The sequence below is a fragment of the Pseudomonas sp. SJZ078 genome (genome assembly GCF_007828255.1).
GTDB lineage: Bacteria > Pseudomonadota > Gammaproteobacteria > Pseudomonadales > Pseudomonadaceae > Aquipseudomonas.
The window spans coordinates 1-21,668 of the sequence record NZ_VIUG01000048.1 but is presented as its reverse complement, the minus strand read 5'-3'; the positions used below and the strand labels follow the sequence as shown (position 1 = coordinate 21,668).

The 21,668-nt window shown below is 61.9% G+C and carries 16 protein-coding genes; 6 read left to right on the top strand and 10 right to left on the bottom strand.

All coding sequences use genetic code 11. The features are described from left to right. The first annotated feature begins 146 nt into the window (after positions 1–146). Positions 147–1,235: a hypothetical protein gene (locus tag FBY02_RS26550; RefSeq protein WP_144931284.1), complete on the top strand. Its 1,089-nt coding sequence runs from the start codon at positions 147–149 to the stop codon at positions 1,233–1,235. A gap of 103 nt (positions 1,236–1,338) precedes the next feature. Here the strand turns inward: FBY02_RS26550 and FBY02_RS26545 are convergent, their stop codons facing one another. Together FBY02_RS26545 and purL are read right to left on the bottom strand one after the other, a co-directional pair. Continuing rightward, on the bottom strand, positions 1,339–1,650 hold the full coding sequence (locus FBY02_RS26545; protein ID WP_144931282.1) for a YqfO family protein: 312 nt from the start codon (positions 1,648–1,650) through the stop codon (positions 1,339–1,341). Positions 1,651–1,654: 4 nt separating this feature from the next. Next, on the bottom strand, positions 1,655–5,551 hold the full coding sequence (gene purL, locus FBY02_RS26540) for a phosphoribosylformylglycinamidine synthase (protein WP_144931280.1): 3,897 nt from the start codon (positions 5,549–5,551) through the stop codon (positions 1,655–1,657). Between the two features lie 288 nt (positions 5,552–5,839). Here purL and mltF point away from each other — a divergent pair, with 288 nt between their 5' ends. Beyond that, positions 5,840–7,300 carry a membrane-bound lytic murein transglycosylase MltF gene (gene mltF, locus FBY02_RS26535; RefSeq protein WP_144931278.1) on the top strand — a complete coding sequence of 487 codons (1,461 nt, stop codon included), beginning with the start codon at positions 5,840–5,842 and terminating at the stop codon, positions 7,298–7,300. 113 nt (positions 7,301–7,413) lie between these two features. Here the strand turns inward: mltF and pdxJ are convergent, their stop codons facing one another. The 8 genes from pdxJ to lptF form a co-directional block, all read right to left on the bottom strand. Next, positions 7,414–8,199: a pyridoxine 5'-phosphate synthase gene (gene pdxJ / locus FBY02_RS26530; protein WP_371921439.1), complete on the bottom strand. Its 786-nt coding sequence runs from the start codon at positions 8,197–8,199 to the stop codon at positions 7,414–7,416. A gap of 9 nt (positions 8,200–8,208) precedes the next feature. Further along, the gene (gene recO, locus FBY02_RS26525) at positions 8,209–8,898 is read right to left on the bottom strand and encodes a DNA repair protein RecO (RefSeq protein WP_144931274.1); all 690 of its coding nucleotides are present in this window, start codon (positions 8,896–8,898) and stop codon (positions 8,209–8,211) included. A gap of 168 nt (positions 8,899–9,066) precedes the next feature. Continuing rightward, entirely contained in the window at positions 9,067–9,969 is a 903-nt protein-coding gene (gene era, locus FBY02_RS26520; RefSeq protein WP_144931272.1) for a GTPase Era, read from the bottom strand. Then, positions 9,962–10,651, bottom strand: coding sequence for a ribonuclease III (rnc, locus tag FBY02_RS26515; protein WP_041022961.1), 690 nt, complete (start codon positions 10,649–10,651; stop codon positions 9,962–9,964). Before rnc ends, era begins: the two co-directional genes overlap by 8 nt. Before the next feature lie 168 nt (positions 10,652–10,819). Then, complete coding sequence (gene lepB / locus FBY02_RS26510; RefSeq protein WP_144931270.1) at positions 10,820–11,674, bottom strand: signal peptidase I; 855 nt, start codon at positions 11,672–11,674, stop codon at positions 10,820–10,822. A gap of 5 nt (positions 11,675–11,679) precedes the next feature. Next, the gene (gene lepA, locus FBY02_RS26505) at positions 11,680–13,479 is read right to left on the bottom strand and encodes a translation elongation factor 4 (RefSeq protein WP_144931268.1); all 1,800 of its coding nucleotides are present in this window, start codon (positions 13,477–13,479) and stop codon (positions 11,680–11,682) included. Positions 13,480–13,641: 162 nt separating this feature from the next. Beyond that, positions 13,642–14,703, bottom strand: a complete 1,062-nt coding sequence (lptG, locus tag FBY02_RS26500; RefSeq protein ID WP_144931266.1) for an LPS export ABC transporter permease LptG — start codon at positions 14,701–14,703, stop codon at positions 13,642–13,644. Then, positions 14,696–15,817: an LPS export ABC transporter permease LptF gene (gene lptF / locus FBY02_RS26495; protein WP_144931264.1), complete on the bottom strand. Its 1,122-nt coding sequence runs from the start codon at positions 15,815–15,817 to the stop codon at positions 14,696–14,698. Before lptF ends, lptG begins: the two co-directional genes overlap by 8 nt. Positions 15,818–16,103: 286 nt before the next feature. Here lptF and FBY02_RS26490 point away from each other — a divergent pair, with 286 nt between their 5' ends. The 4 genes from FBY02_RS26490 to FBY02_RS26475 all read left to right on the top strand — a co-directional run bounded on the left by FBY02_RS26490 (position 16,104) and on the right by FBY02_RS26475 (position 21,431). After that, on the top strand, positions 16,104–17,594 hold the full coding sequence (locus tag FBY02_RS26490) for a leucyl aminopeptidase (RefSeq protein ID WP_144931262.1): 1,491 nt from the start codon (positions 16,104–16,106) through the stop codon (positions 17,592–17,594). A 60-nt stretch (positions 17,595–17,654) separates the two neighbouring features. Beyond that, a complete protein-coding gene (locus FBY02_RS26485) occupies positions 17,655–18,083 on the top strand; it encodes a DNA polymerase III subunit chi (protein ID WP_144931260.1) in 429 nt (142 codons plus the stop codon). Positions 18,084–18,090: 7 nt separating this feature from the next. Next, positions 18,091–18,468, top strand: coding sequence for a DNA polymerase III subunit chi (locus FBY02_RS26480; RefSeq protein ID WP_144931257.1), 378 nt, complete (start codon positions 18,091–18,093; stop codon positions 18,466–18,468). A 116-nt stretch (positions 18,469–18,584) separates the two neighbouring features. After that, positions 18,585–21,431 (top strand): valine--tRNA ligase, encoded by a 2,847-nt coding sequence (locus FBY02_RS26475; RefSeq protein ID WP_144931255.1) that lies wholly within the window; start codon positions 18,585–18,587, stop codon positions 21,429–21,431. Positions 21,432–21,668 lie beyond the last annotated feature (237 nt).

The window sequence follows — 21,668 nt, the reverse complement described above, 5'->3', positions numbered from 1 at the left end:
CCAAGCTCCCGCCAAGCCGGGGAGGCGCACTTCCAACAGTGCCTCCGCACCGCGCAACCGGGTAGCACAACTGTCAATTCGAAGATATTTCATCATGAGGTATGTGATTCGATTGGCGCCCTCGTTTCAGCTGAGGTGTCCAGATCATGAATAAAGGCAACGGTTTCATACGGGCGACAACTGTCGCGGTGGTGATAATCGGAGCGGCGTGGCAGCCAGGCAATAACGCGTGGGGAGCGACCCAGCTCTCCCAGCACCGAAAAGAAGAACCCTGGTACGAAGCCTGGCTGCAAGTCACGGCGGATCCAAGCGTGGATATCCGCAAGACCCAACCCTTATTGCGTTGGCGGACCGACCTGGACACGCTCTATCGGGGAGACACGACCAATCAAGGCCTGGAGGCTTTCCGGGACGGCTTGCTGCCCAAATCCGTGGCCTTCCCTGAGGCCACGTGGATGTACGACTGGTTCAAGCACGGGGCTGGGGCCCAGCGCTCGGTCTACAGCAGTACCACGCGTAGCCAGCGTATCGCCCAGAGCTTTGCCAATGAATGGGTATTCGAGTTCAAGGCCCCCCATGGCATCGACCAACAGGAATCGGGGGGGCCCATCATCGGCGAGGAAGAGATCAGCTACCCCGGCGGGGTCAAAGGGCAGTTTATCAAGCAGGCCTGCAAAAAAACCGACCTGACCGATTGCGTCGCCAACCTGGGCTATCATGAACCCTCCGGTCACGAGACGATGCTGGAAGTCGCGGCGACGCCCATCGATTGGAGCAAGATTACCCCACCAGAAGGCCTGGCCTGGGTGACGAACAAAGAATCTCTCTGGGCGGTGGGCTCCTTGAGAATCAACCCCGTACAAGGGGCGGATGCACTGACCAGTGGCTTACGGGCAAGAAACTCGCAACCACCGGTCTTGCGCTGGGCGAGCAGCCCGGAGTCTCCTTCCGTTCAATCGGTCATCGTGGCGTTTCGTGACTATAGCGACGCCAAGATCTGGGCGGTCACGGAAGCGGCAAACGGCGGCTGGGTGTATGAGGTCAGGCCCAACAGCGTGGCGGTGGATCTGTCAGGGGAGCATAGCGGCAACCGCCCAGGCGCCTTCGCCTTCATCGGCGGCATCAAGGGCGGGCTATTGATGAATGCTCGCCGGTTCGAGAAAGGCGTCACTGAACCAGTCGAGTGCATAGGCATCGAGAAAGAAGCCTGCCGTCTCGAGAATCGGCATCAATAGCCATGCAACCAATTGTGGCCGCGCCTGAGGGTTGATCATTAACCTCGCCCAATAAAAAACCCGCTGATTGAATCAGCGGGTTTTTTATTCGACGAGCGAAGGATCAGAAATCCTCCAACCGCCACACTTCATAGGCCTGCGTCTCGTAGGGATGGCTTTGCTTCAACGCATCCACCACCCCACCGATCAAATCATCGGCCACCACAAGCTCCACCTTCCATTCCTCGACCTGCTCGACCCGTCCCGCTTCGCCAATGAACGGCTGGCTGCCGTCCAAGGGGCGAAACTGGCCCTGGCCCAGCACTTGCCAGGCGCAGTGGTCATAGTCGCCGATCCGCCCGCCACCGGCAGCGAATACGGCACTTTTGACCTCGTCCACATGGCTGGCCGGGACGAAGAAGCAGAGCTTGTACACGCCTTTAGTTCACCCAGACGCGGGCGTTGCGGAACATGCGCATCCATGGCGCGTCTTCGTTCCAGTCGTCCGAACGCCACGAGTTCTGCACCGCGCGGAATACGCGCTCAGGGTGCGGCATCATGATCGTCACGCGGCCGTCACGGCTGGTCAGGCCAGTGATCCCGCGCGGCGAGCCGTTCGGGTTGGCCGGGTAGGTTTCGGTGACCTTGCCGTGGTTATCGACGAACCGCAGCGACACGCAACCGGACAGGTCGGCTTCGAGCAGCGCTTCTTCGCTTTCGAATTCCGCATGACCTTCACCGTGGGCAATAGCGATCGGCATGCGCGAACCGGCCATGCCCTGCAGGAAGATCGAGTTCGACTCCTGCACCTGGACCATCGCCACGCGGGCTTCGAACTGCTCGGAACGGTTACGCACGAAGTGCGGCCAGAACTCGCTGCCCGGGATCAGCTCGTGCAGGTTGGACATCATCTGGCAACCGTTGCACACACCCAGAGTGAAACTGTCGGTGCGCTCGAAGAAGCCTTGGAACGCATCACGGGCGCGGCTGTTGAACAGCGCCGACTTGGCCCAGCCTTCACCGGCACCGAGCACGTCGCCGTAGGAGAAACCGCCACAGGCCACCATGCCCTTGAAGTCGTTCAGGTCGACACGACCGGCGAGGATGTCGCTCATGTGCACGTCGATCGCGTTGAAACCGGCACGGTCGAACGCCGCCGCCATCTCTACCTGGCCGTTGACGCCCTGCTCGCGCAGGACCGCCACTTGTGGGCGAATGCCTTTCTTGATGTAGGGTGCCGCCACGTCGTGGTTGACGTCGTAGCTGAGCTTGGCGCTCAGGCCCGGGTTGTCTTCTTCCAGCAGGACGTCGAATTCCTGATCGGCGCAATCGGCGTTGTCCCGCAGGCGTTGGATCTGGTAACTGGTTTCAGCCCACTGGCGTTGCAACAGGCGACGCTGGCCTTCGAAGACGGTATCGCCATTGAAGGTGATGTTGACGTGGGCATTGTTGATCGGCTGGCCGATCACCGAGACGCAATCGGCCAGGCCTGCCGCGCTGAACTGGGCGAGGATGTCCGGAGTGGCGTCCTGGCGAACCTGGATCACCGCACCCAGTTCTTCGTTGAACAGGATGGCCGGGATCTCGGCGGCGGATTCCGCCACGCTGTCGAGGGTCAGGCTCAGGCCGCAGTGGCCGGCGAAGGCCATTTCCATCACGGTGGTCAGCAGGCCGCCATCGGAACGGTCGTGGTAGGCCAGCAGGTGGCCGTCGGCATTGAGGCCCTGGATGACGGCGAAGAACGCCTTCAGGTCTTCGGCATCGTCGACGTCAGGTGCCTGTTTGCCGAGCTTGCCATGCACCTGGGCCAGGATCGAGGCGCCCATGCGGTTCTGGCCACGGCCCAGATCGATCAGGATCAGGTCGGTGGTGCCCTTGTCCATGCGCAGTTGCGGGGTCAGGGTCTGGCGGATGTCGATGACCGGGGCGAAACCGGTCACGATCAGCGACAGCGGCGAGGTCACGCTCTTGTCCACGCCGTCTTCGTTCCAGCGCGTGGCCATGGACATGGAGTCCTTGCCCACCGGAATGGTGATCCCCAGTTCCGGGCACAGCTCCATGCCGACGGCCTTGACGGTGTCGTACAGGCGGGCGTCCTCACCCGGATGGCCGGCGGCGGACATCCAGTTGGCCGACAGCTTGATGTCGGAAATCTTGCCGATGCGCGAGGCCGCAAGATTGGTCAGCGCCTCGCCGATGGCCATGCGGCCCGACGCCGGGGCGTCCAGCAGGGCCAGCGGCGTGCGTTCGCCCATGGCCATGGCTTCACCGGTGTAGACGTCGAAACTGGTGGCGGTCACGGCGACATCAGCCACCGGCACCTGCCACGGGCCGACCATCTGGTCACGGGCCACGAGGCCGGTGATGGTGCGGTCACCGATGGTGATCAGGAAGCTCTTGCTCGCCACGGCCGGGTGATGCAGGACGCGCTCGATGGAATCGGCGATGTCGAGGGTGGACGGATCGAAATCGTCGCCCAGCTCGGTTTCGCGAACGGCCGAACGGTGCATGCGCGGGGCCTTGCCCAGCAGCACTTCCAGTGGCATGTCCACCGGGCTGTTGCCGAAGTGGCTGTCGGTAACGGTCAGTTGCGGCTCGGCAGTGGCTTCGCCGACCACGGCGAACGGGCAGCGCTCGCGCTCGCAGATCGCCTGGAAGCGCTCGAAGTCGGCCGGGCCGACTGCCAGGACGTAACGTTCCTGGGATTCGTTGCTCCAGATTTCGTGCGGGGCCATGCCCGGTTCGTCGTTCGGAATGTTGCGCAGCTCGAAGCGGCCACCACGGCCACCGTCGTTGACCAGTTCCGGGAAGGCGTTGGACAGGCCGCCCGCGCCAACGTCGTGGATGAAGCTGATCGGGTTCTTGTCACCCAACTGCCAGCAACGGTCGATGACTTCCTGACAACGGCGTTCCATTTCCGGGTTTTCCCGCTGGACCGACGCGAAATCCAGGTCCGCCGAGCTGGTGCCGGTGGCCATGGAGGACGCCGCGCCGCCGCCCAGGCCGATCAGCATGGCCGGGCCGCCGAGGACGATCAGCTTGGAGCCGACCACGATCTCGCCTTTCTGCACGTGTTCGGCGCGAATGTTGCCCATGCCGCCGGCGAGCATGATCGGCTTGTGGTAGCCGCGCACTTCTTCGCCACGGGGCGTGGTGATGGATTGCTCGAAGGTACGGAAGTAACCGGTCAGGGCCGGACGGCCGAATTCGTTGTTGAACGCAGCGCCACCCAGCGGGCCTTCGATCATGATGTCGAGGGCGTTGACGATGCGCTCAGGCTTGCCGTAAGGCTTTTCCCACGGTTGTTCGAAGCCGGGGATCTGCAGGTTCGACACGGTGAAACCGGTCAGGCCAGCCTTGGGCTTGGCGCCGCGACCGGTTGCACCTTCGTCGCGGATCTCGCCACCGGAGCCGGTGGACGCGCCCGGGAATGGCGCAATCGCGGTCGGGTGGTTGTGGGTCTCGACCTTCATCAGAATGTGCACCGGCTCCTGGACCGCACCGTACTGGCGGGTCTCGGGATTCGGGAAGAAGCGGCCGGCAACGCTGCCGACGATCACCGAAGCGTTGTCCTTATAAGCAGACAGAACGCCTTCGCTGTGCATCTGGTAGGTGTTCTTGATCATGCCGAACAGGCTTTTTTCCTGGCTCTGGCCGTCAATGTCCCAACTGGCGTTGAAGATCTTGTGGCGGCAGTGCTCGGAGTTGGCCTGGGCAAACATCATCAGTTCGATGTCGTGGGGGTTGCGCTTCAAGCCCTGGAAGGCGTTGACCAGGTAATCGATCTCGTCTTCGGCCAGGGCCAGGCCAAGCTCGGCGTTGGCTTTTTCCAGCGCGGCACGGCCACCGCCCAGCACGTCGATGGCGGTCAGTGGCTTGGGCTCGGCGTGGCTGAACAGGCCGGCGGCCTGTTCCAGGTTGCCCAGCACGACCTGGGTCATGCGGTCATGCAGGCTGTCGGCGATCAGTCGGGCCTCGGCCTCGCTGAACTCACCGGCAACATAAAAGGCAATGCCGCGCTCCAGGCGCTGGATTTTCGCCAGGCCGCAGTTGCGGGCGATGTCGCTGGCCTTGCTCGACCACGGCGAAATGGTGCCGAAGCGCGGCAGTACCAGGAACAGGCGACCGGCCGGCTCCTGGACGGGAACGCTGGGACCGTATTTCAGAAGGCGCGCGAGCACCTGCTGTTCGTCGCCGGTCAAACCGCCGGTGACTTCGGCGAAGTGAGCGAATTCAGCATACAAGCCACTGACAGCCGAAACCTTCTGGCTCAGTTGCTCAAGGAATTTGCTGTGGCGAAAGGCAGAAAGGGCAGGAGCGCCGCGCAGGATCAACATCTTCGGGACAGCCTCGGGAAGGGGGTGTGCTTTGAGGCCGTGCATTCTAGCCTAAACCGTCGGCAACGGCACCCGAAACGGCATCCGCGATGCGGGCCGAATGTCGGTCTCTGCACCAAAACCCTTGTTGAACGTCCGTTCCAATGTTCGTGCCGAGATTTTTTTAATCGGCACAAAACCCGCCACGCGCCGGCCGGCTTGTGTTGCAGACATGTTTTGCAACCGCTAGCAGACTGGCCTTTCGCTGTCGAGATATGGCGGCAAGGGCCGTTTGCGTATACTGCGCAGATGTTTTCCCCAACGGCTTTGCGTCCGCGGTACGCCAGATGGCTGATCGCAACCGGACTCTTCCTGGTGCTCAGTGGTTGTGTTGAGAAACCCAACACACTGGAGCGCGTAAAGGAGGATGGCGTGCTGCGGGTGGTTACCCGGAACAGCCCCGCCACCTACTTTGAGGATCGCAACGGTGAAACCGGCTTCGAATACGAGCTGGTGAAGCGTTTCGCCGACGATTTGGGCGTGGAACTGAAAATCGAGACCGCCGACAACCTCGACGACCTGTTCAGCCAGATCGGCAAGCCCAACGGCCCGGTACTGGCGGCCGCGGGGCTGGTCAGCAGCGAGGCGCGCAAGAAACAGGTGCGGTTCTCCCATTCCTACCTGGAAGTCACCCCGCAGGTCATCTACCGCAACGGCCAGTCACGCCCCACCGACGCGGCGGCCCTGGCGGGCAAGAAGATCATGGTGCTCAAGGGCAGCACCCACGCCGAGCAACTGGCGCAGCTGAAACAGCAGTATCCAGGCATCGAATACGAAGAATCCGACGCCGTCGAAGTGGTCGACCTTTTGCGCATGGTCGATGAGGGCCAGATCGACCTGACCCTGGTGGACTCCAACGAAGTGGCGATGAACCAGGTGTACTTCCCCAACGTGCGCGTGGCCTTCGACCTGGGCGATGCCCGCAGCCAGAGCTGGGCAGTGGCCCCCGGCGAAGACAACAGCCTGCTCAACGAGATCAACGCCTACCTCGACAAAGTGCAGAAGAACGGCACCCTGCAACGCCTCAAAGACCGCTATTACGGACACGTCGATGTCCTCGGCTACATGGGCGCCACCACCTTCGCCCAGCATTTGCAGCAACGGTTGCCCAAATACGAGCAGCACTTCAAGACCTACGCCAAGCAGGAAAAAGTCGATTGGCGCCTGTTGGCCGCCATCGGCTACCAGGAATCCCTTTGGCAACCGGCGGTCACGTCCAAAACCGGTGTGCGCGGCCTGATGATGCTGACCCAGAACACCGCCCAGGCCATGGGCGTGTCCAACCGCCTGGACCCGAAACAAAGCATCATGGGCGGCGCCAAGTACCTGGCCTACATGAAGGATCAATTGGACGAGAGTATCCAGGAGCCAGACCGCACCTGGTTCGCCCTTGCCGCCTACAACGTCGGCAGCGGTCACCTGGACGATGCCCGCAAGCTGGCGGCCAAGGAAGGGCTGAACCCGAACAAGTGGCTGGACGTGAAGAAGATCCTGCCGCGCCTGTCCCAGAAACAGTGGTACAGCAAGACCCGCTACGGCTACGCCCGGGGCGGCGAGCCGGTGCATTTCGTGGCGAACATCCGCCGCTACTACGACATCCTGACCTGGGTCACGCAACCGCAGCTCGAAGGCAACCAGGTGGCCGAGGGCAACCTGCATGTGCCGGGCGTCGACAAGAGCAAGCCGAACCAGGAAAGCCCGCAGCTCTGATGGCTGTGCACCATCCGATGCTGTGATGAACCTGTGGCGCGGGAGCAAGCTCCCTCGCCACAATGAATCAGGCAAGCCTTAAGTGAGCAGCCACATTGGGTTTATGGCTGCGGTCAGGACTTGGCGGCAGCCAGGATCAGCGCCTTCATCTCCGCCACCGCCGACTTGAACCCGACAAACAAGGCATGGGCCACCAGCGCATGGCCGATGTTCAGTTCGTTGATGCCCTTGATGGCCGCCACAGCTTCGACGTTGTGGTAATGCAGGCCATGGCCGGCGTTGACGATCAGGCCCTGGGCCAGGCCGAACGCGACACCGTCAGCCACCCGCTGCAGCTCATCGGCCACATCCGTGGGGGTCTCGGCATCGGCGTAGCGGCCGGTGTGCAGTTCCACGGCTGGGGCACCGACCCGCTTGGAGGCCTCGATCTGCCGCTCGTCGGCATCGATGAACAACGACACCTCGGCGCCGGTTTTCGACAGCCGCTCCACCGCCGCCTTGATCCGCGTTTCCTGCCCGGCCACGTCCAGGCCGCCTTCGGTGGTCAGTTCCTGGCGCGTTTCCGGCACCAGGCAGATGTGCGCCGGACGAATACGTTCGGCGAACGCCATCATTTCTTCGGTCACGCCCATCTCGAAATTCATGCGGGTTTGCAACACATCCTTGAGCAGCAGCACATCGCGTTCCTGGATATGACGACGGTCTTCGCGCAGGTGCACGGTGATGCCGTCGGCGCCCGCCTCTTCGGCGTCCAGTGCGGCCTTGACCGGATCCGGATAGCGGGTACCGCGGGCCTGGCGCAGGGTGGCGACATGGTCGATGTTCACGCCGAGAAGAATGCGATTGCTGGTGCTCACGAAAAGCGCTCCTTGAATGGACAGAGATTCGGCCCACAGCATACGGGTTGATCAGGGCTTGCGAAACAGCTCGCGACTGACCAGCGGCTTGCCGCCCAGGTGAACCGCCAAGGCCTGGCGCATCAGACGCTTGGCTGCGGACAGCGCGCCCGGCGCACTCCAGTCGGCCTCGGCCATGGCCAGCAGCTCGACACCATTGAACAGGCCGGGCTGCAACAGGTAGACACGCTCCAGGCCGGCATCCACCTGCAAGCGGTACAGGCCATCGGCGGCAATGGGCTCGCCGTGCAGATCGGCGTCGAGAGCGAATCCATAGCCCAGGTCATCCAGCAACCGCCATTCGAAAGATCGCAGCAACGGCTCCAGCGGCCGCCCTTCGGCCAGGGCCAGTAGTGTCGCGGCGTAATGGTCGAAGACGGCGGGATGGGGATCTTCGGCAGGCAACAGACGGATCAGCAGTTCATTGAGGTAGAGGCCGCTGAACAAGGCTTCGCCATTGAGCCAGGCTGCGATCCCACTGCTTTCCATGCGCCCGACATTCTTCAGCTCGCCCCGCCCGCGGAATTCGACCTCCAAGGGAACGAACGGCCGCGCCAGCGTCCCGGCCTTGCCCCGCGCCCCGCGCAATACCGCCCGCAACCGCCCTTGCGGCGTGAGGAAATCCACCAAAGCACTGCTTTCGCGGTAGGCGCGCGAATGCAGGACGTAGGCGGCTTGGGCGATGGGTTGGGTGGGGGACAAGGAAATGAAGTCTCGCTGACGAAGCACAATTTTATAAACGATCCAAAACCAATGTGGGAGCGGGCTTGCTCGCGAATGCGGCGTGTCGGTTGACAATGATGTCGACTGACAGGACGCATTCGCGAGCAAGCCCGCTCCCACAAGGTTCGTGGTGTACCGCTGGGCGAATTACAGGTCGCCGTAACCCAACGACCGCAACGCCCGTTCATCATCCGACCAGCCACCCTTCACCTTGACCCACAGGTTAAGCATGATCTTGGAGTCGAAGAGCAGCTCCATGTCCTTGCGTGCCTCGGTGCCGATGCGCTTGATGCGCTCGCCTTTGTCACCAATGATGATTTTCTTCTGACCGTCACGTTCGACGAGGATCAACGCGTGGATGTGCAGGGTCTTGCCCTGCTGCTTGAACTCTTCGATTTCCACGGTGATCTGGTACGGTAGCTCGGCGCCCAGCTGACGCATGATTTTCTCGCGCACCAGTTCAGCGGCGAGGAAACGGCTGCTGCGGTCGGTGATCTGGTCTTCGGGGAAGAAGTGATCGTTTTCCGGCAGGTGCTCGGCAATTACCCGCTCCAGCGCGTCCAGATTATGGCCGTGCTGGGCCGAGATCGGAATGATCTGGGCGTTGGGCAATTGCTCCTGCAACCAGCTCAGGTGCGGCATCAGCTCGGCCTTGTCCTCGATGCGGTCGGTCTTGTTCAGTGCCACGATCAGCGGACCGGTCACGTACTGGACGCGTTCGAGAACCATCTGGTCTTCTTCGGTCCACTTGGTACGGTCGACCACGAAGATCACCACGTCGACGTCTTTCAACGCCGCCGAAGCGGTCTTGTTCATGTAGCGGTTCAGGGCCTTTTCGCCACCCTTGTGCATGCCCGGGGTGTCGACGTAGATGGCCTGCACGTCGCCTTCGGTCTTGATACCCAGCATATTGTGGCGGGTGGTCTGGGGCTTGCGCGAGGTGATCGCCAGTTTCTGGCCCAGGATATGGTTCAGCAATGTGGACTTGCCCACGTTCGGCCGGCCAACGATGGCGACATAGCCGCAACGGGTAACAGTTGTATCAGTCATTGCCATTCTCCACGCCCAGGGCGATCAATGCTGCGGCGGCCGCCACCTGTTCGGCGATACGACGGCTCACGCCCTGGCCACGGCTTTTTTCATTCAGTAGGACCACTTCGCATTCGACGAAGAAGGTACGGCAGTGCGGCTCGCCCTGGATGTCCACGACTTCGTAGCGCGGCAGCTCGCAACTGCGCGATTGCAGGAATTCCTGCAAACGGGTTTTCGGATCCTTGTTGGTGTCCACCAGCGTCAGGCTGTCGATTTCCGAGGTCAGCCAGGCCAGCACGCGCTCGCGGGCCTTTTCCATGCCAGAATCCAGGTAGATCGCACCGATCAGGGCTTCCAGGGCATCGGCCAGGATCGACTCGCGACGAAAGCCGCCGCTTTTCAACTCGCCGGAGCCCAGGCGCAGGTAGTCGCCCAGATCGAAACCACGGGCCAGTACGGCCAGGGTCTCACCTTTTACCAGGCGTGCGCGCAGACGCGACAACTGGCCTTCGCGGGCCAGCGGGAAGCGTTCGAACAGCGCCTCGCCAGCGACGAAATTGAGGATGGCATCGCCGAGAAACTCCAGGCGTTCGTTGTTGCGCCCGGCAAAACTGCGGTGAGTGAGGGCCAGGAGCATCAGCTCCGGGTCCTTGAAGGTGTAGCCGAGCTGGCGCTCGAGGCGGCTTAGAGAAACGCTCACGGTTTACCCACGCTGAGTTCGTGGCTGGATTCCACCGCCAGGTCGGCAACGCGCCGTTGGCTTGGGACAATTAACGCTGTGTTCAAAAATGACGTCCTGACTATCGTTGGCGCCTTGTCCAGGCTCCAGAAATGCATTCGGCGCTGTGTTCAACAGCGCCGTGTGTGTTTACTTGATCAGGCCAACCCGCGAGAAGTTCGGCAGGTGTCCGAGCTTGGGTTCCGGCCAGCTCATCCAGACCGCGAAGGCCTTGCCGACGATATTGCGGTCGGGAACCATGCCCAGCATGTCCTTGGGAATGTTCGGATCATCCCAGTAACGGCTGTCGTTGGAGTTGTCGCGGTTGTCGCCCATCATGAAATAGTGCCCGGCCGGCACCGTCCACGAATGGTCCGGCGTGGCGCGGTAGCGGCTCATTTCCTTGCGGATCAGGTGCTCGACCTCGCCGAGTTTTTCCTGGTAGAGCTCGGCGCTGCCCAAAGTGCCCGGCTCGGAACCGAGCAACTGTTCGGCTACCAGTTCACCGTTCACGAACAAGCGCTTGTCGGCGGTGTAGCGGATCTTGTCGCCCGGCAGACCGACCACGCGCTTGATGTAGTTGACGTTGGGGTCGCTGGGGAAGCGGAACACCATCACGTCGCCGCGTTGCGGATCTCCAACCTCGATGATTTTCTTGTCGATCACCGGCAGGCGGATCCCATAGGAGAACTTGTTCACCAGGATGAAATCGCCCACGTCCAGGGTCGGCTTCATCGAGCCGGACGGGATCTGGAACGGTTCCACCAGAAACGAACGTAGCACCAGCACGATGAACAGCACCGGAAAGAACGACTTGCCGTATTCGACCAGCAGCGGTTCCTTGTTGAGTTTCTCGACCACCACACCGTCAGGCTGGCTGACGCTGCCCTGATAGGAGGCAATGGCCGCCCGGCGCCGAGGCGCCAGGAACAACAGATCAATCAACGCCAACAGACCGCAGACAAACACGGCGATAACCAGCAACAGCGGGAAATTTAGCGACATAGGACCTAACTATCCAACCTGAGCACCGCAAGGAAGGCTTCCTGTGGAATTTCCACGTTACCGACCTGCTTCATGCGTTTTTTACCGGCCTTCTGCTTTTCCAACAGCTTGCGCTTACGGCTGACGTCGCCGCCGTAGCATTTGGCCAATACGTTCTTTCTGAGCGCCTTGACGGTTGTACGCGCCACAATCTGCCCGCCAATGGCGGCCTGGATTGCCACGTCGAACATCTGCCGCGGAATCAGTTCCTTCATCTTCTCGGTCAATGCACGACCTTTGTAGTGCGCGTTGTCACGGTGCACGATCAATGCCAGGGCATCGACCTTCTCGCCGTTGATCAGCACATCCAGCTTCACCAGATTAGCCGATTGATAACGATCGAAATGATAGTCCAGCGAAGCATAGCCGCGACTGGTGGATTTCAGGCGGTCGAAGAAGTCCAGCACCACTTCGTTCATCGGCAGGTCGTAGGTCACCTGGACCTGCGAGCCGAGGAACAGCATGTCGTGCTGCACGCCGCGCTTTTCGATGCACAGGGTAATGACGTTGCCCAGGTGCTCTTGAGGCACAAGGATGTTGGCCCGCACGATCGGTTCGCGCATGTCTTCGATGGCCGACAGGTCTGGCAGCTTGGACGGGTTGTCGACGTAGATGGTTTCACCGTTCTTGAGCAGCAGCTCGAAGATTACCGTCGGCGCCGTGGTGATCAGGTCCAGGTCGTACTCGCGCTCCAGGCGCTCCTGGATGATTTCCATGTGCAGCATGCCCAGGAACCCGCAACGGAAGCCAAAGCCCAGGGCGTCGGAGCTTTCCGGGGTGTATTGCAACGACGAGTCGTTCAGGGTCAGTTTCTGCAGTGCTTCGCGGAAATCCTCGAAATCGTCGGAACTGACCGGGAACAGGCCGGCATAGACCTGGGGCTGGATACGCTTGAAACCCGGCAGCACATCGACATCCGGGGTTGAGCTCAGGGTCAGGGTGTCGCCGACCGGCGCCCCGTGGATGTCCTTGATGCCGGCGATGATGAAGCCCACTTCACCAGCCTTGAGGTCGGCGGTAGCGGTGTGTTTCGGGTTGAATACACCGACGCTGTCCACCAGGTGGACCTTGCCGGTGGACTTGACCAGGATCTTGTCGCCCTTCTTCACGCGGCCGTGGCGCACGCGAACCAGGGACACCACGCCCAGGTAGTTGTCGAACCAGGAGTCGATGATCAACGCTTGCAGCGGATCCTCGATGTTGCCGGTCGGCGCGGGAATGGTGTTCACCAGGCGCTCGAGCACTTCATCCACGCCCAGGCCGGTCTTGGCGCTGCAGGTGACCGCGTCGGTGGCGTCGATGCCGATGATCTTCTCGATTTCCTCCTTGACCCGCTCCGGCTCGGCCTGGGGCAGATCGATCTTGTTCAGCACCGGCATGACTTCCAGGCCTTGCTCGATAGCCGTATAGCAGTTGGCAACCGATTGCGCCTCGACACCCTGGCCGGCATCGACCACCAGCAACGCCCCCTCACAGGCCGCCAGCGAACGGCTGACTTCGTAGGTGAAGTCGACGTGGCCCGGGGTGTCAATGAAGTTCAGTTGATAGGTGACGCCGTCTTTGGCCTTGTAATAGAGAGTGACGCTGTGGGCCTTGATGGTAATCCCGCGTTCACGCTCGAGATCCATGGAATCCAGGACCTGGGCTTCCATCTCACGCTCGGTCAGGCCGCCGCACATCTGGATGAAGCGATCAGCCAGCGTCGACTTGCCATGGTCAATGTGGGCGATGATGGAGAAATTGCGGATATGACTCAAATCACTCACGGATCAACACTCAAAAAGGCTGCAGGCAGGGCCCGCCGAAAAATAGCCGGGAATTGTACCTGATACAGCGCGCAAGCGTCACGTTCGCCTGTCGATGAGGTTTTTTGCCGGGGAGGTATTCGTGGCGAGGGGATGTATCCCCTCGCCACAGAGCTCCTGGGATTACCCAGCCCGGCGCAACAGCCAGAGTCCGGCCAACGCACAGACACCCGCCGGCACCAGCACCGCGAACAGTGGCGAGAAACCGAACACCAGGCTCGATGGCCCCAGCAGATCCTGGGCAATGCGGAAGGTGAAGCCCACCAGCACGCCGGTAAACACCCGCTGCCCGAGGGTGACCGAACGCAGCGGACCAAAGATGAAGGAGATGGCCATCAGCACCAGGGCAGCGGTGACCAGCGGTTGCAATACCTTGACCCAGAAAGCCAGCCAATAGCGGCCGTTGTTCAGGCCCTGGTCGGCCAGGTAGTGGATATACCCCCACAGGCCGGTAATCGACAGGGACTCCGGCGCCATGACGACTGTGCTCAGCAGCTGCGGGCTGATGGCGACGTCCCAACGCTCCTGCGTGCTCGCGACCACTTCGGTGTTCTTTTCATGGAACAAGGTGGTGGTGACATCGCTCAACTGCCAGTGATCCTCGGCAAACTGGGCGCGCTTGGCGAAGCTCGACGACAGCATGTGGCGTTGTGCGTCAAAGCGATACCGGGTCACGCCATAGAGGATACCGTTGGGCTGGACCGAGTTGATGTGGATGAATTCATCGCCCTGGCGGTGCCACAGGCCATGCTTGGCGCTTTGTGCATCGCCACCACCCTGGGCCAGGGAACGGTTGGCCTGGGCGGTGTTCTCGGTGGCCGGCGCGATGTATTCGCCAATCAGGACGCCGACCAGCATCAGCACCAGCATCGGCTTCATCACCGCCCACACGATCCGACCGACGGAAACCCCGGCGGCCCGCATGATGGTCAGTTCGCTGTTGCTGGCCAGACTGCCCAGGCCGATCAGGCAGCCGATCAGAGCTGCCATCGGCAGCATGTCGTACAGGCGCCTTGGCGCGGTCAGCAGCACATAGCTCGCCACGTCTGCCAGGGTGTAGGTATCGCTGACGTCGCTCATCTCATCGATGAAGGCAAACAGGGTCGCCAGGCCAAGGATGATCCCCAGCACCGCGAGGATCGCCATGAAGACGCTGCTGCCAATATAACGATCGAGTTTAACCACGGGCCACCTCCAGCGCGCTGCGACGGCTCGCCAGCTTCAGGCGCAGCGGCTCCCAGTAGAGCAGCCCCAGGCCGATGGCCAGGAAAATCGAATGCACCCACCACAGGCCCAAAGCCGGCGGGATCTTGCCTTTTTCCAAGGCGCCGCGGGCGGTAATGAGGATGGTCAGGTAAGCCATGTACAGGAGAATCGCCGGGAGCAGCTTGAGAAAACGACCCTGGCGCGGGTTGACCCGGGCCAGCGGGACCGCCATCAGGGTCACGATAAACACCAGCAATGGCAGCGACAGGCGCCATTGCAGCTCGGTACGCGCACGGATGTCATCGTTGCCCAGCAGGGTTGCGGTAGGCATCGCGTCGCGGTCGGTGACTTCCTCGCTGGCTTCGGGCTTGGGCAGCAGCACACCGTAGGTGTCGTACTTGATGGCCCGGTAGTCGGCCTGCCCCGGCTTGCCGTCATAGCGGTAGCCGTTTTCGAGGATCAGGTAGCGGTTGCCGTCGGGATTGATTTCCTGGCGCCCCTTCTCGGCCACCAGCACGGAAATGCCGCGATCCTTCTGGCTGTTGGATGACAGGTTCTTCTGTGTGATGAAGACGCCGCCAAGATTGATCCGGTCATCCGAAAGCTGTTCGGTGTAGGTGACGCGGGTACCATCGCGCAGCGCCTGGAAGCGCCCCGGCACCAGGGTGTCGAATTCGGTCAAGGCGTCCTGCTGGTTGATCAGCAACTGGAACTGATTGGCCCCTTGGGGCGCCAGGCTCATGCTCAGCCAGGCCACCACCAGCGCCACCAGCGTCGCCGGGAACAGGGTAATGCGAAACAGCCGCTGCTGGCTCATGCCGGTGGCGGACAGGACGGTCATCTCGCTGTCCAGGTACAGGCGACCATAGGCCAACAGAATGCCGAGGAACAGCCCCAGCGGCAGGATCAGTTGCAGGAAGCCTGGCAGGCGGAAACCCATGATCAGGAACAGGGAGCCTGGATCCAGCGCGCCGGAAGCGGCCTGGGCGAGGTACTTGATGAAACGCCCGCTCATGATGATGACCAGCAGCACGGCGCTGACCGCGCTCAGGGTCAGCAGGACTTCGCGGGATAGATATCGAAAGACGATCAAACCAGACACTCCAGGATTGTCAGGCTAGGGGCCAAACAAGCAATCGAGCCACTCGCCATCACGAGCCGCCGAAAAAAGAGCCGCATTATCCTGTGATTGGAGGCGCCTGTCACTTCGCACGCTTTAAACCGGCGGCTGAAGCCGCAAAGATAGCTGTCTCAAGGGTTGTCAGCTTCGGGCCCCCGGGTTCAAACTGCGGCCTTTGTCTGCGGCGCGATACCGTGACGTTGCTTCACTCGCTACAGTCGGCGCCCGACATCTTGACCATTCACTCAGGGATCCGGACATGGAACTGGTTGTAAAAAGCGTTAGCCCAGAAACGTTGAAAACCGCCACCCTGGTGGTTGCCGTCGGCGAAGCCCGCAAGCTCGGCGTCGTCGCCTCCCAGCTCGACGCCCTGTGCGGCGGCGCCATCAGCGCCGTGCTCAAGCGCGGCGACCTCGCCGGCAAGGTCGGCCAGAGCCTGCTGCTGCACAACCTGCCCAACCTCAAGGCCGAGCGTGTGCTGCTGGTCGGGGTGGGCAAAGACGCCGAACTGGGCGACCGTCCGTTTCGCAAGATCATCGCCAGCGTCCTGGGCACCCTCAAGGGCCTGGGTGGCAGCGATGCCGCATTGGCGCTGGATGAGCTGGTAGTCAAGGGCCGCGACAGCTACGGCAAGACCCGCCTGCTGGCCGAAACCCTGGTGGACGGCGAATATCAGTTCGACCGGTTCAAGAGCCAGAAGGCCGAACCCCGCGCCCTGAAAAAAATCACCTTGCTGACCATCAAGGCCGCCCAGGCCGAAGTCCAGCGCGCCGTGACCCACGCCACCGCCATCGCCAACGGCATGGCTTTTACCCGCGACCTGGGCAACCTGCCGCCGAACATCTGCCACCCGACGTTCCTCGGCGAGCAGGCCAAGGCCCTGGGCAAGCAATTCAAGGGCCTGAAGGTCGAGGTTTTCGACGAGAAGAAAATCAAGGACCTGGGCATGGGCTCCTTCTACTCCGTCGGCCAGGGCAGCGCCCAGCCGCCACGCCTGATCGTCATGCAATACAACGGCGGCAGGAAGTCCGAGAAGCCCTACGCGCTGGTCGGCAAGGGCATTACCTTCGACACCGGCGGCATCAGCCTCAAGCCCGGTGCCGGCATGGATGAGATGAAATACGACATGGGCGGCGCCGCCAGCGTGTTCGGCACCCTGCGTGCCGTGCTCGAGCTGCAACTGCCGATCAACCTGGTGTGCATCCTGGCCTGCGCCGAGAACATGCCTAGCGGCACGGCCTCGCGCCCGGGCGACATCGTCACGACGATGAGCGGCCAGACCGTGGAAATCCTCAACACCGACGCCGAAGGCCGCCTGGTGCTGTGCGACGCCCTCACCTACTCCGAACGCTTCAAGCCGCAAGCGGTAATCGACATCGCGACCCTGACCGGTGCTTGCGTCGTCGCCCTCGGCGCCCACACCTCGGGCCTGCTGGGCAACAACGACGAACTGATCGGTCAACTGCTCAGCGCCGGCCAGCAAGCCGACGACCGCGCCTGGCAGTTGCCGCTGTTCGACGAATACCAGGAACAACTGGACAGCCCGTTCGCCGATATCGCCAACATCGGCGGCCCGAAAGCCGGGACCATCACGGCAGCGTGCTTCCTGTCGCGCTTCACCAAGAATCTGAACTGGGCGCACCTGGACATCGCCGGTACGGCATGGACCAGTGGCGGCAAGGAAAAGGGGGCCACCGGTCGTCCGGTTCCACTCCTGACCCAATACCTGCTGGACCGCGCCAAGGCCTGACACCCATGATTGCCGATGGCGCCGTCTACGGACGGCGTCACCGGCAGCTCAGGAACCGCAATGACCAAAGTCGATTTCTATATCCTGCCCAGCGCCGATCCCTCGGCCCGGCTGGATTTCGCCTGCAAGCTCACCGAAAAAGCCTGGCGCATGGGCCATCGCATCTACCTGCATTGCAGCGATGCCGCCCAACGCGAAGCGCTCGACGCACGCCTGTGGGCCTTCAAGGGCGAAAGCTTCGTGCCCCACGGCCCGGCCGAAAGCGAACCCGAAGGGTGGATCGTGCTAGGGCTGGGGGATGACTGCGGCCAACACCAGGACCTGCTAGTCAACCTCGATCTGAAAGTACCGGCCTTTGCCCCACGCTTTGCCCGTGTGGCGGAAGTGGTGGTGGAGGATCCGGCCATCCGACAAGCCGCGCGGGAGAGTTTCCGTTTCTACCGCGAACAGGGCTATCCTCTGCAAGACCACCGTTTACAGCGACTCTGAGCCTACGATGGATACTCCAAAATCACCGCCAAAGCCTCCGCATCTGCTGGATGACCTCGAATCGATCCGTCAGTTGCTCGGCGACGACACCCTGCAGCCGCCGCTGCTGACCGACACGGTCGCGCATGAGTCCGTGCATGAAGAACAGATTCCCCTGCTGTTCGAACCGATTTCCGGCCAGCCCGAGCCCAAGCCGGCACCCAAGGCCGATCCCAAGGGCCCCGATGCCCTGCTGCACCTGGACAGCGAATTGCGCGCCGCCGCGCAGTTGATCATGCAGGACGTGATCGACGACTTCGCCCCGCACATCGAGACCGAAATCAAGCGTCGGCTGGATGCCAGGATGGAGCGGCTGCTCGCCGCAGCTACGAGCGGCAAGCTTTAAGCTGCAAGCAAAAGCCAGTCTCTCCTCTTGCAGCTTGCAGCTTATAGCTTGCCGCCGGCCCGGCGGCTATACTTCCCGGCTTTTCCTGAATAAATGCCAATAGGGTCCCGCCGCGCATGGATAAGACCTACCAGCCGCACGCCATTGAAACTTCCTGGTACAACACCTGGGAGTCCGAGAATTATTTCGCTCCGCAAGGCGCGGGCGATTCCTACACCATCATGATCCCGCCGCCGAACGTCACCGGCAGCCTGCACATGGGCCACGGCTTCAATAACGCGATCATGGACGCCCTGATCCGTTTTCGTCGCATGCAGGGGCGCAACACCCTGTGGCAGCCGGGCACCGACCATGCCGGTATCGCCACGCAAATGCTGGTGGAGCGCCGCCTCGAAGCCCAGGGCCAGAATCGCCACGACCTGGGTCGCGAGAAATTTCTCGAGAAAGTCTGGGAATGGAAAGACGAGTCCGGTGGCAACATTAGCCGTCAGATCCGTCGCCTCGGCTCCTCCGTGGACTGGAGCCGCGAGCGCTTCACCATGGACGACGGCCTCTCGGAAGCGGTGAAGGAAGCTTTCGTGCGCCTGCACGAGGACGGGCTGATCTATCGCGGCAAGCGCCTGGTCAACTGGGACACCAAGCTGCACACCGCCATCTCCGACCTCGAAGTGGAAAACCACGACGAGAAAGGTTTCCTGTGGAACCTGAAATACCCATTGGCCGATGGCGCCAAGACCGCCGAAGGCAAGGATTACCTGATCGTCGCCACCACCCGTCCGGAAACCATGCTGGGCGACTCGGCCGTGGCGGTAAACCCGAACGACGAGCGCTACAAGGCCCTGATCGGCAAGTTCGTGGAACTGCCGCTGGTCGGCCGCCGCATCCCGATCATCGGTGACGATTACTGCGACCCTGAATTCGGCACCGGCTGCGTGAAAATCACCCCGGCCCACGATTTCAACGACTACGAAGTCGGCAAGCGCCACAACCTGCCGCTGCTGAACATCTTCGACAAGAACGCCAACGTCTTGCCGGCCGCCCAGGTGTTCAACCTCGACGGCACCCTGAACGAAAGCATCGACGGCAAGATCCCGGCCGAATACGCCGGGCTCGACCGCTTCGAAGCGCGCAAGCAGATCGTCGCGGCGTTCGACGCGGCCGGGCTGCTGGTCAGCGTCGACGATCACGGCCTGAAAGTCCCGAAAGGCGACCGCTCCGGTACCATCATCGAGCCGTGGCTGACCGACCAGTGGTACGTGTCCACCAAGCCGTTGGCCGAGCCGGCGATTGCTGCCGTGGAAGACGGTCGCATCCAGTTCGTGCCCAAGCAATACGAAAACATGTACTTCTCGTGGATGCGCGATATCCAGGATTGGTGCATCAGCCGCCAGCTATGGTGGGGCCATCGCATTCCTGCCTGGTACGACGAGTCGGGCAAGGTCTACGTCGGTCGCGATGAAGCCGAAGTCCGCGCCAAGCACAACCTCGGCCCGGGCGTTGCACTGCAGCAGGATAACGACGTCCTCGACACCTGGTTCAGCTCTGGCCTGTGGACGTTCTCGACCCTGGGTTGGCCGCAGCAGACCGAATTCCTGAAGAAATTCCACTCCACCGATGTACTGGTTACCGGCTTCGACATCATTTTCTTCTGGGTCGCCCGGATGATCATGCTGACCATGCACCTGGTGAAGAACGAGGACGGCACGCCGCAGGTCCCGTTCAAGACCGTCTACGTCCATGGCCTGGTACGCGATGGCCAGGGCCAGAAGATGTCCAAGTCCAAGGGCAACGTCCTCGACCCGCTGGACATCATCGACGGCATCGACCTGGAAACCCTGGTGCAGAAACGCACCTCCGGGCTGATGCAGCCGAAACTGGCGAAGAAGATCGAGAAGGCCACCCGCGAAGAATTCGCCGATGGCATCGCCAGCTACGGCACCGACGCCCTGCGCTTCACCTTCTGCTCCCTGGCGTCCACCGGTCGTGACATCAAGTTCGACATGGGCCGCGTCGAAGGCTACCGCAACTTCTGCAACAAGATCTGGAACGCCGCGCGCTATGTGCTGGACAAAGGCGAAGACTGCGGCCAGAACGGCGAAGCCTATGAGCTGACCCTGGCTGACCGCTGGATCATTTCGCAACTGCAACGCACCGAAGCCGAAGTGACCCGCCAACTGGACCAGTTCCGTTTCGACCTGGCCGCACAAGCCTTGTACGAGTTCATCTGGAACCAGTATTGCGACTGGTATCTGGAACTGTCCAAACCCGTGCTGTGGGACGAAAATGCACCAGCCGAACGCCAGCGCGGCACCCGTCGCACCTTGGTGCGCGTGCTGGAAGTGGCGTTGCGCCTGGCGCATCCGTTCATGCCGTTCATCACCGAGGAAATCTGGCAGCGCATCGCGCCACTGGCAGGCGCCCAAGGCAAGACGATCATGCTGCAACCGTGGCCGGTGGCCAACGAAAGCCGCATCGATCCGGCGGCCGAAGACGACATCGAGTGGCTCAAGACCTTCATGCTCGGCCTGCGCAACATCCGCGCCGAGATGAACATCGGCCCGGGCAAGCCGCTGACCCTGTTCCTGAAGAACGCCAGCGCCGAAGACCTGCGCCGCCTCAACGAAAACGAAGCGCTGCTCAAGAAGCTGGCCAAGCTTGAATCGGTGACGGTCCTGGCTGCCGGCGAAGAAGCGCCGTTGTCGGCCACCGCCCTGGTGGGCGAGATGGAAGTACTGGTGCCGATGGCCGGCCTGATCGACAAGGCCGCCGAACTGGCGCGCCTGGACAAGGAAATCCTGCGCTTGAAAGGAGAAGTCCAGCGGGTTGGTGGCAAGCTGTCCAACGCCGGCTTCGTCGACAAGGCCCCGGCCGACGTCATCGAGAAGGAACGGGCCAAACTGGCCGAGGCGGAACAGGCCTTGGGCAAGCTGGCCGAGCAACATGCGCGGATTGCCAGTTTGTAACGGCAAGCTGCAATGAACGAAGGAGGCCCTGGTGGCCTCCTTCTTTGTCTTGCCACTTTCTCCTGAGCACTGGAAATCTCCTGTGGGAGCGGGCTTGCTCGCGAAGACGGTGGGTCAGCTAACCAACGAGCTGACTGATCCACCGCCTTCGCGAGCAAGCCCGCTTGTGTCTTGCTCTGCGATTAAACTGATGGTGAGAGCGGTGAGTGGCAAGCTGAATGCCCGGAGTGCTTAAAG

Coding starts and splice junctions, on each gene's coding strand:
- FBY02_RS26550 (WP_144931284.1), top strand. CDS start 147: ATGAATAAAGGCAACGGTTTCATACGGGCGACAACTGTCGCGGTGGTG.
- purL (WP_144931280.1), bottom strand. CDS start 5,551: ATGTTGATCCTGCGCGGCGCTCCTGCCCTTTCTGCCTTTCGCCACAGC.
- mltF (WP_144931278.1), top strand. CDS start 5,840: ATGTTTTCCCCAACGGCTTTGCGTCCGCGGTACGCCAGATGGCTGATC.
- pdxJ (WP_371921439.1), bottom strand. CDS start 8,199: ATGCTGTGGGCCGAATCTCTGTCCATTCAAGGAGCGCTTTTCGTGAGC.
- era (WP_144931272.1), bottom strand. CDS start 9,969: ATGACTGATACAACTGTTACCCGTTGCGGCTATGTCGCCATCGTTGGC.
- lepB (WP_144931270.1), bottom strand. CDS start 11,674: ATGTCGCTAAATTTCCCGCTGTTGCTGGTTATCGCCGTGTTTGTCTGC.
- FBY02_RS26490 (WP_144931262.1), top strand. CDS start 16,104: ATGGAACTGGTTGTAAAAAGCGTTAGCCCAGAAACGTTGAAAACCGCC.
- FBY02_RS26485 (WP_144931260.1), top strand. CDS start 17,655: ATGACCAAAGTCGATTTCTATATCCTGCCCAGCGCCGATCCCTCGGCC.
- FBY02_RS26480 (WP_144931257.1), top strand. CDS start 18,091: ATGGATACTCCAAAATCACCGCCAAAGCCTCCGCATCTGCTGGATGAC.
- FBY02_RS26475 (WP_144931255.1), top strand. CDS start 18,585: ATGGATAAGACCTACCAGCCGCACGCCATTGAAACTTCCTGGTACAAC.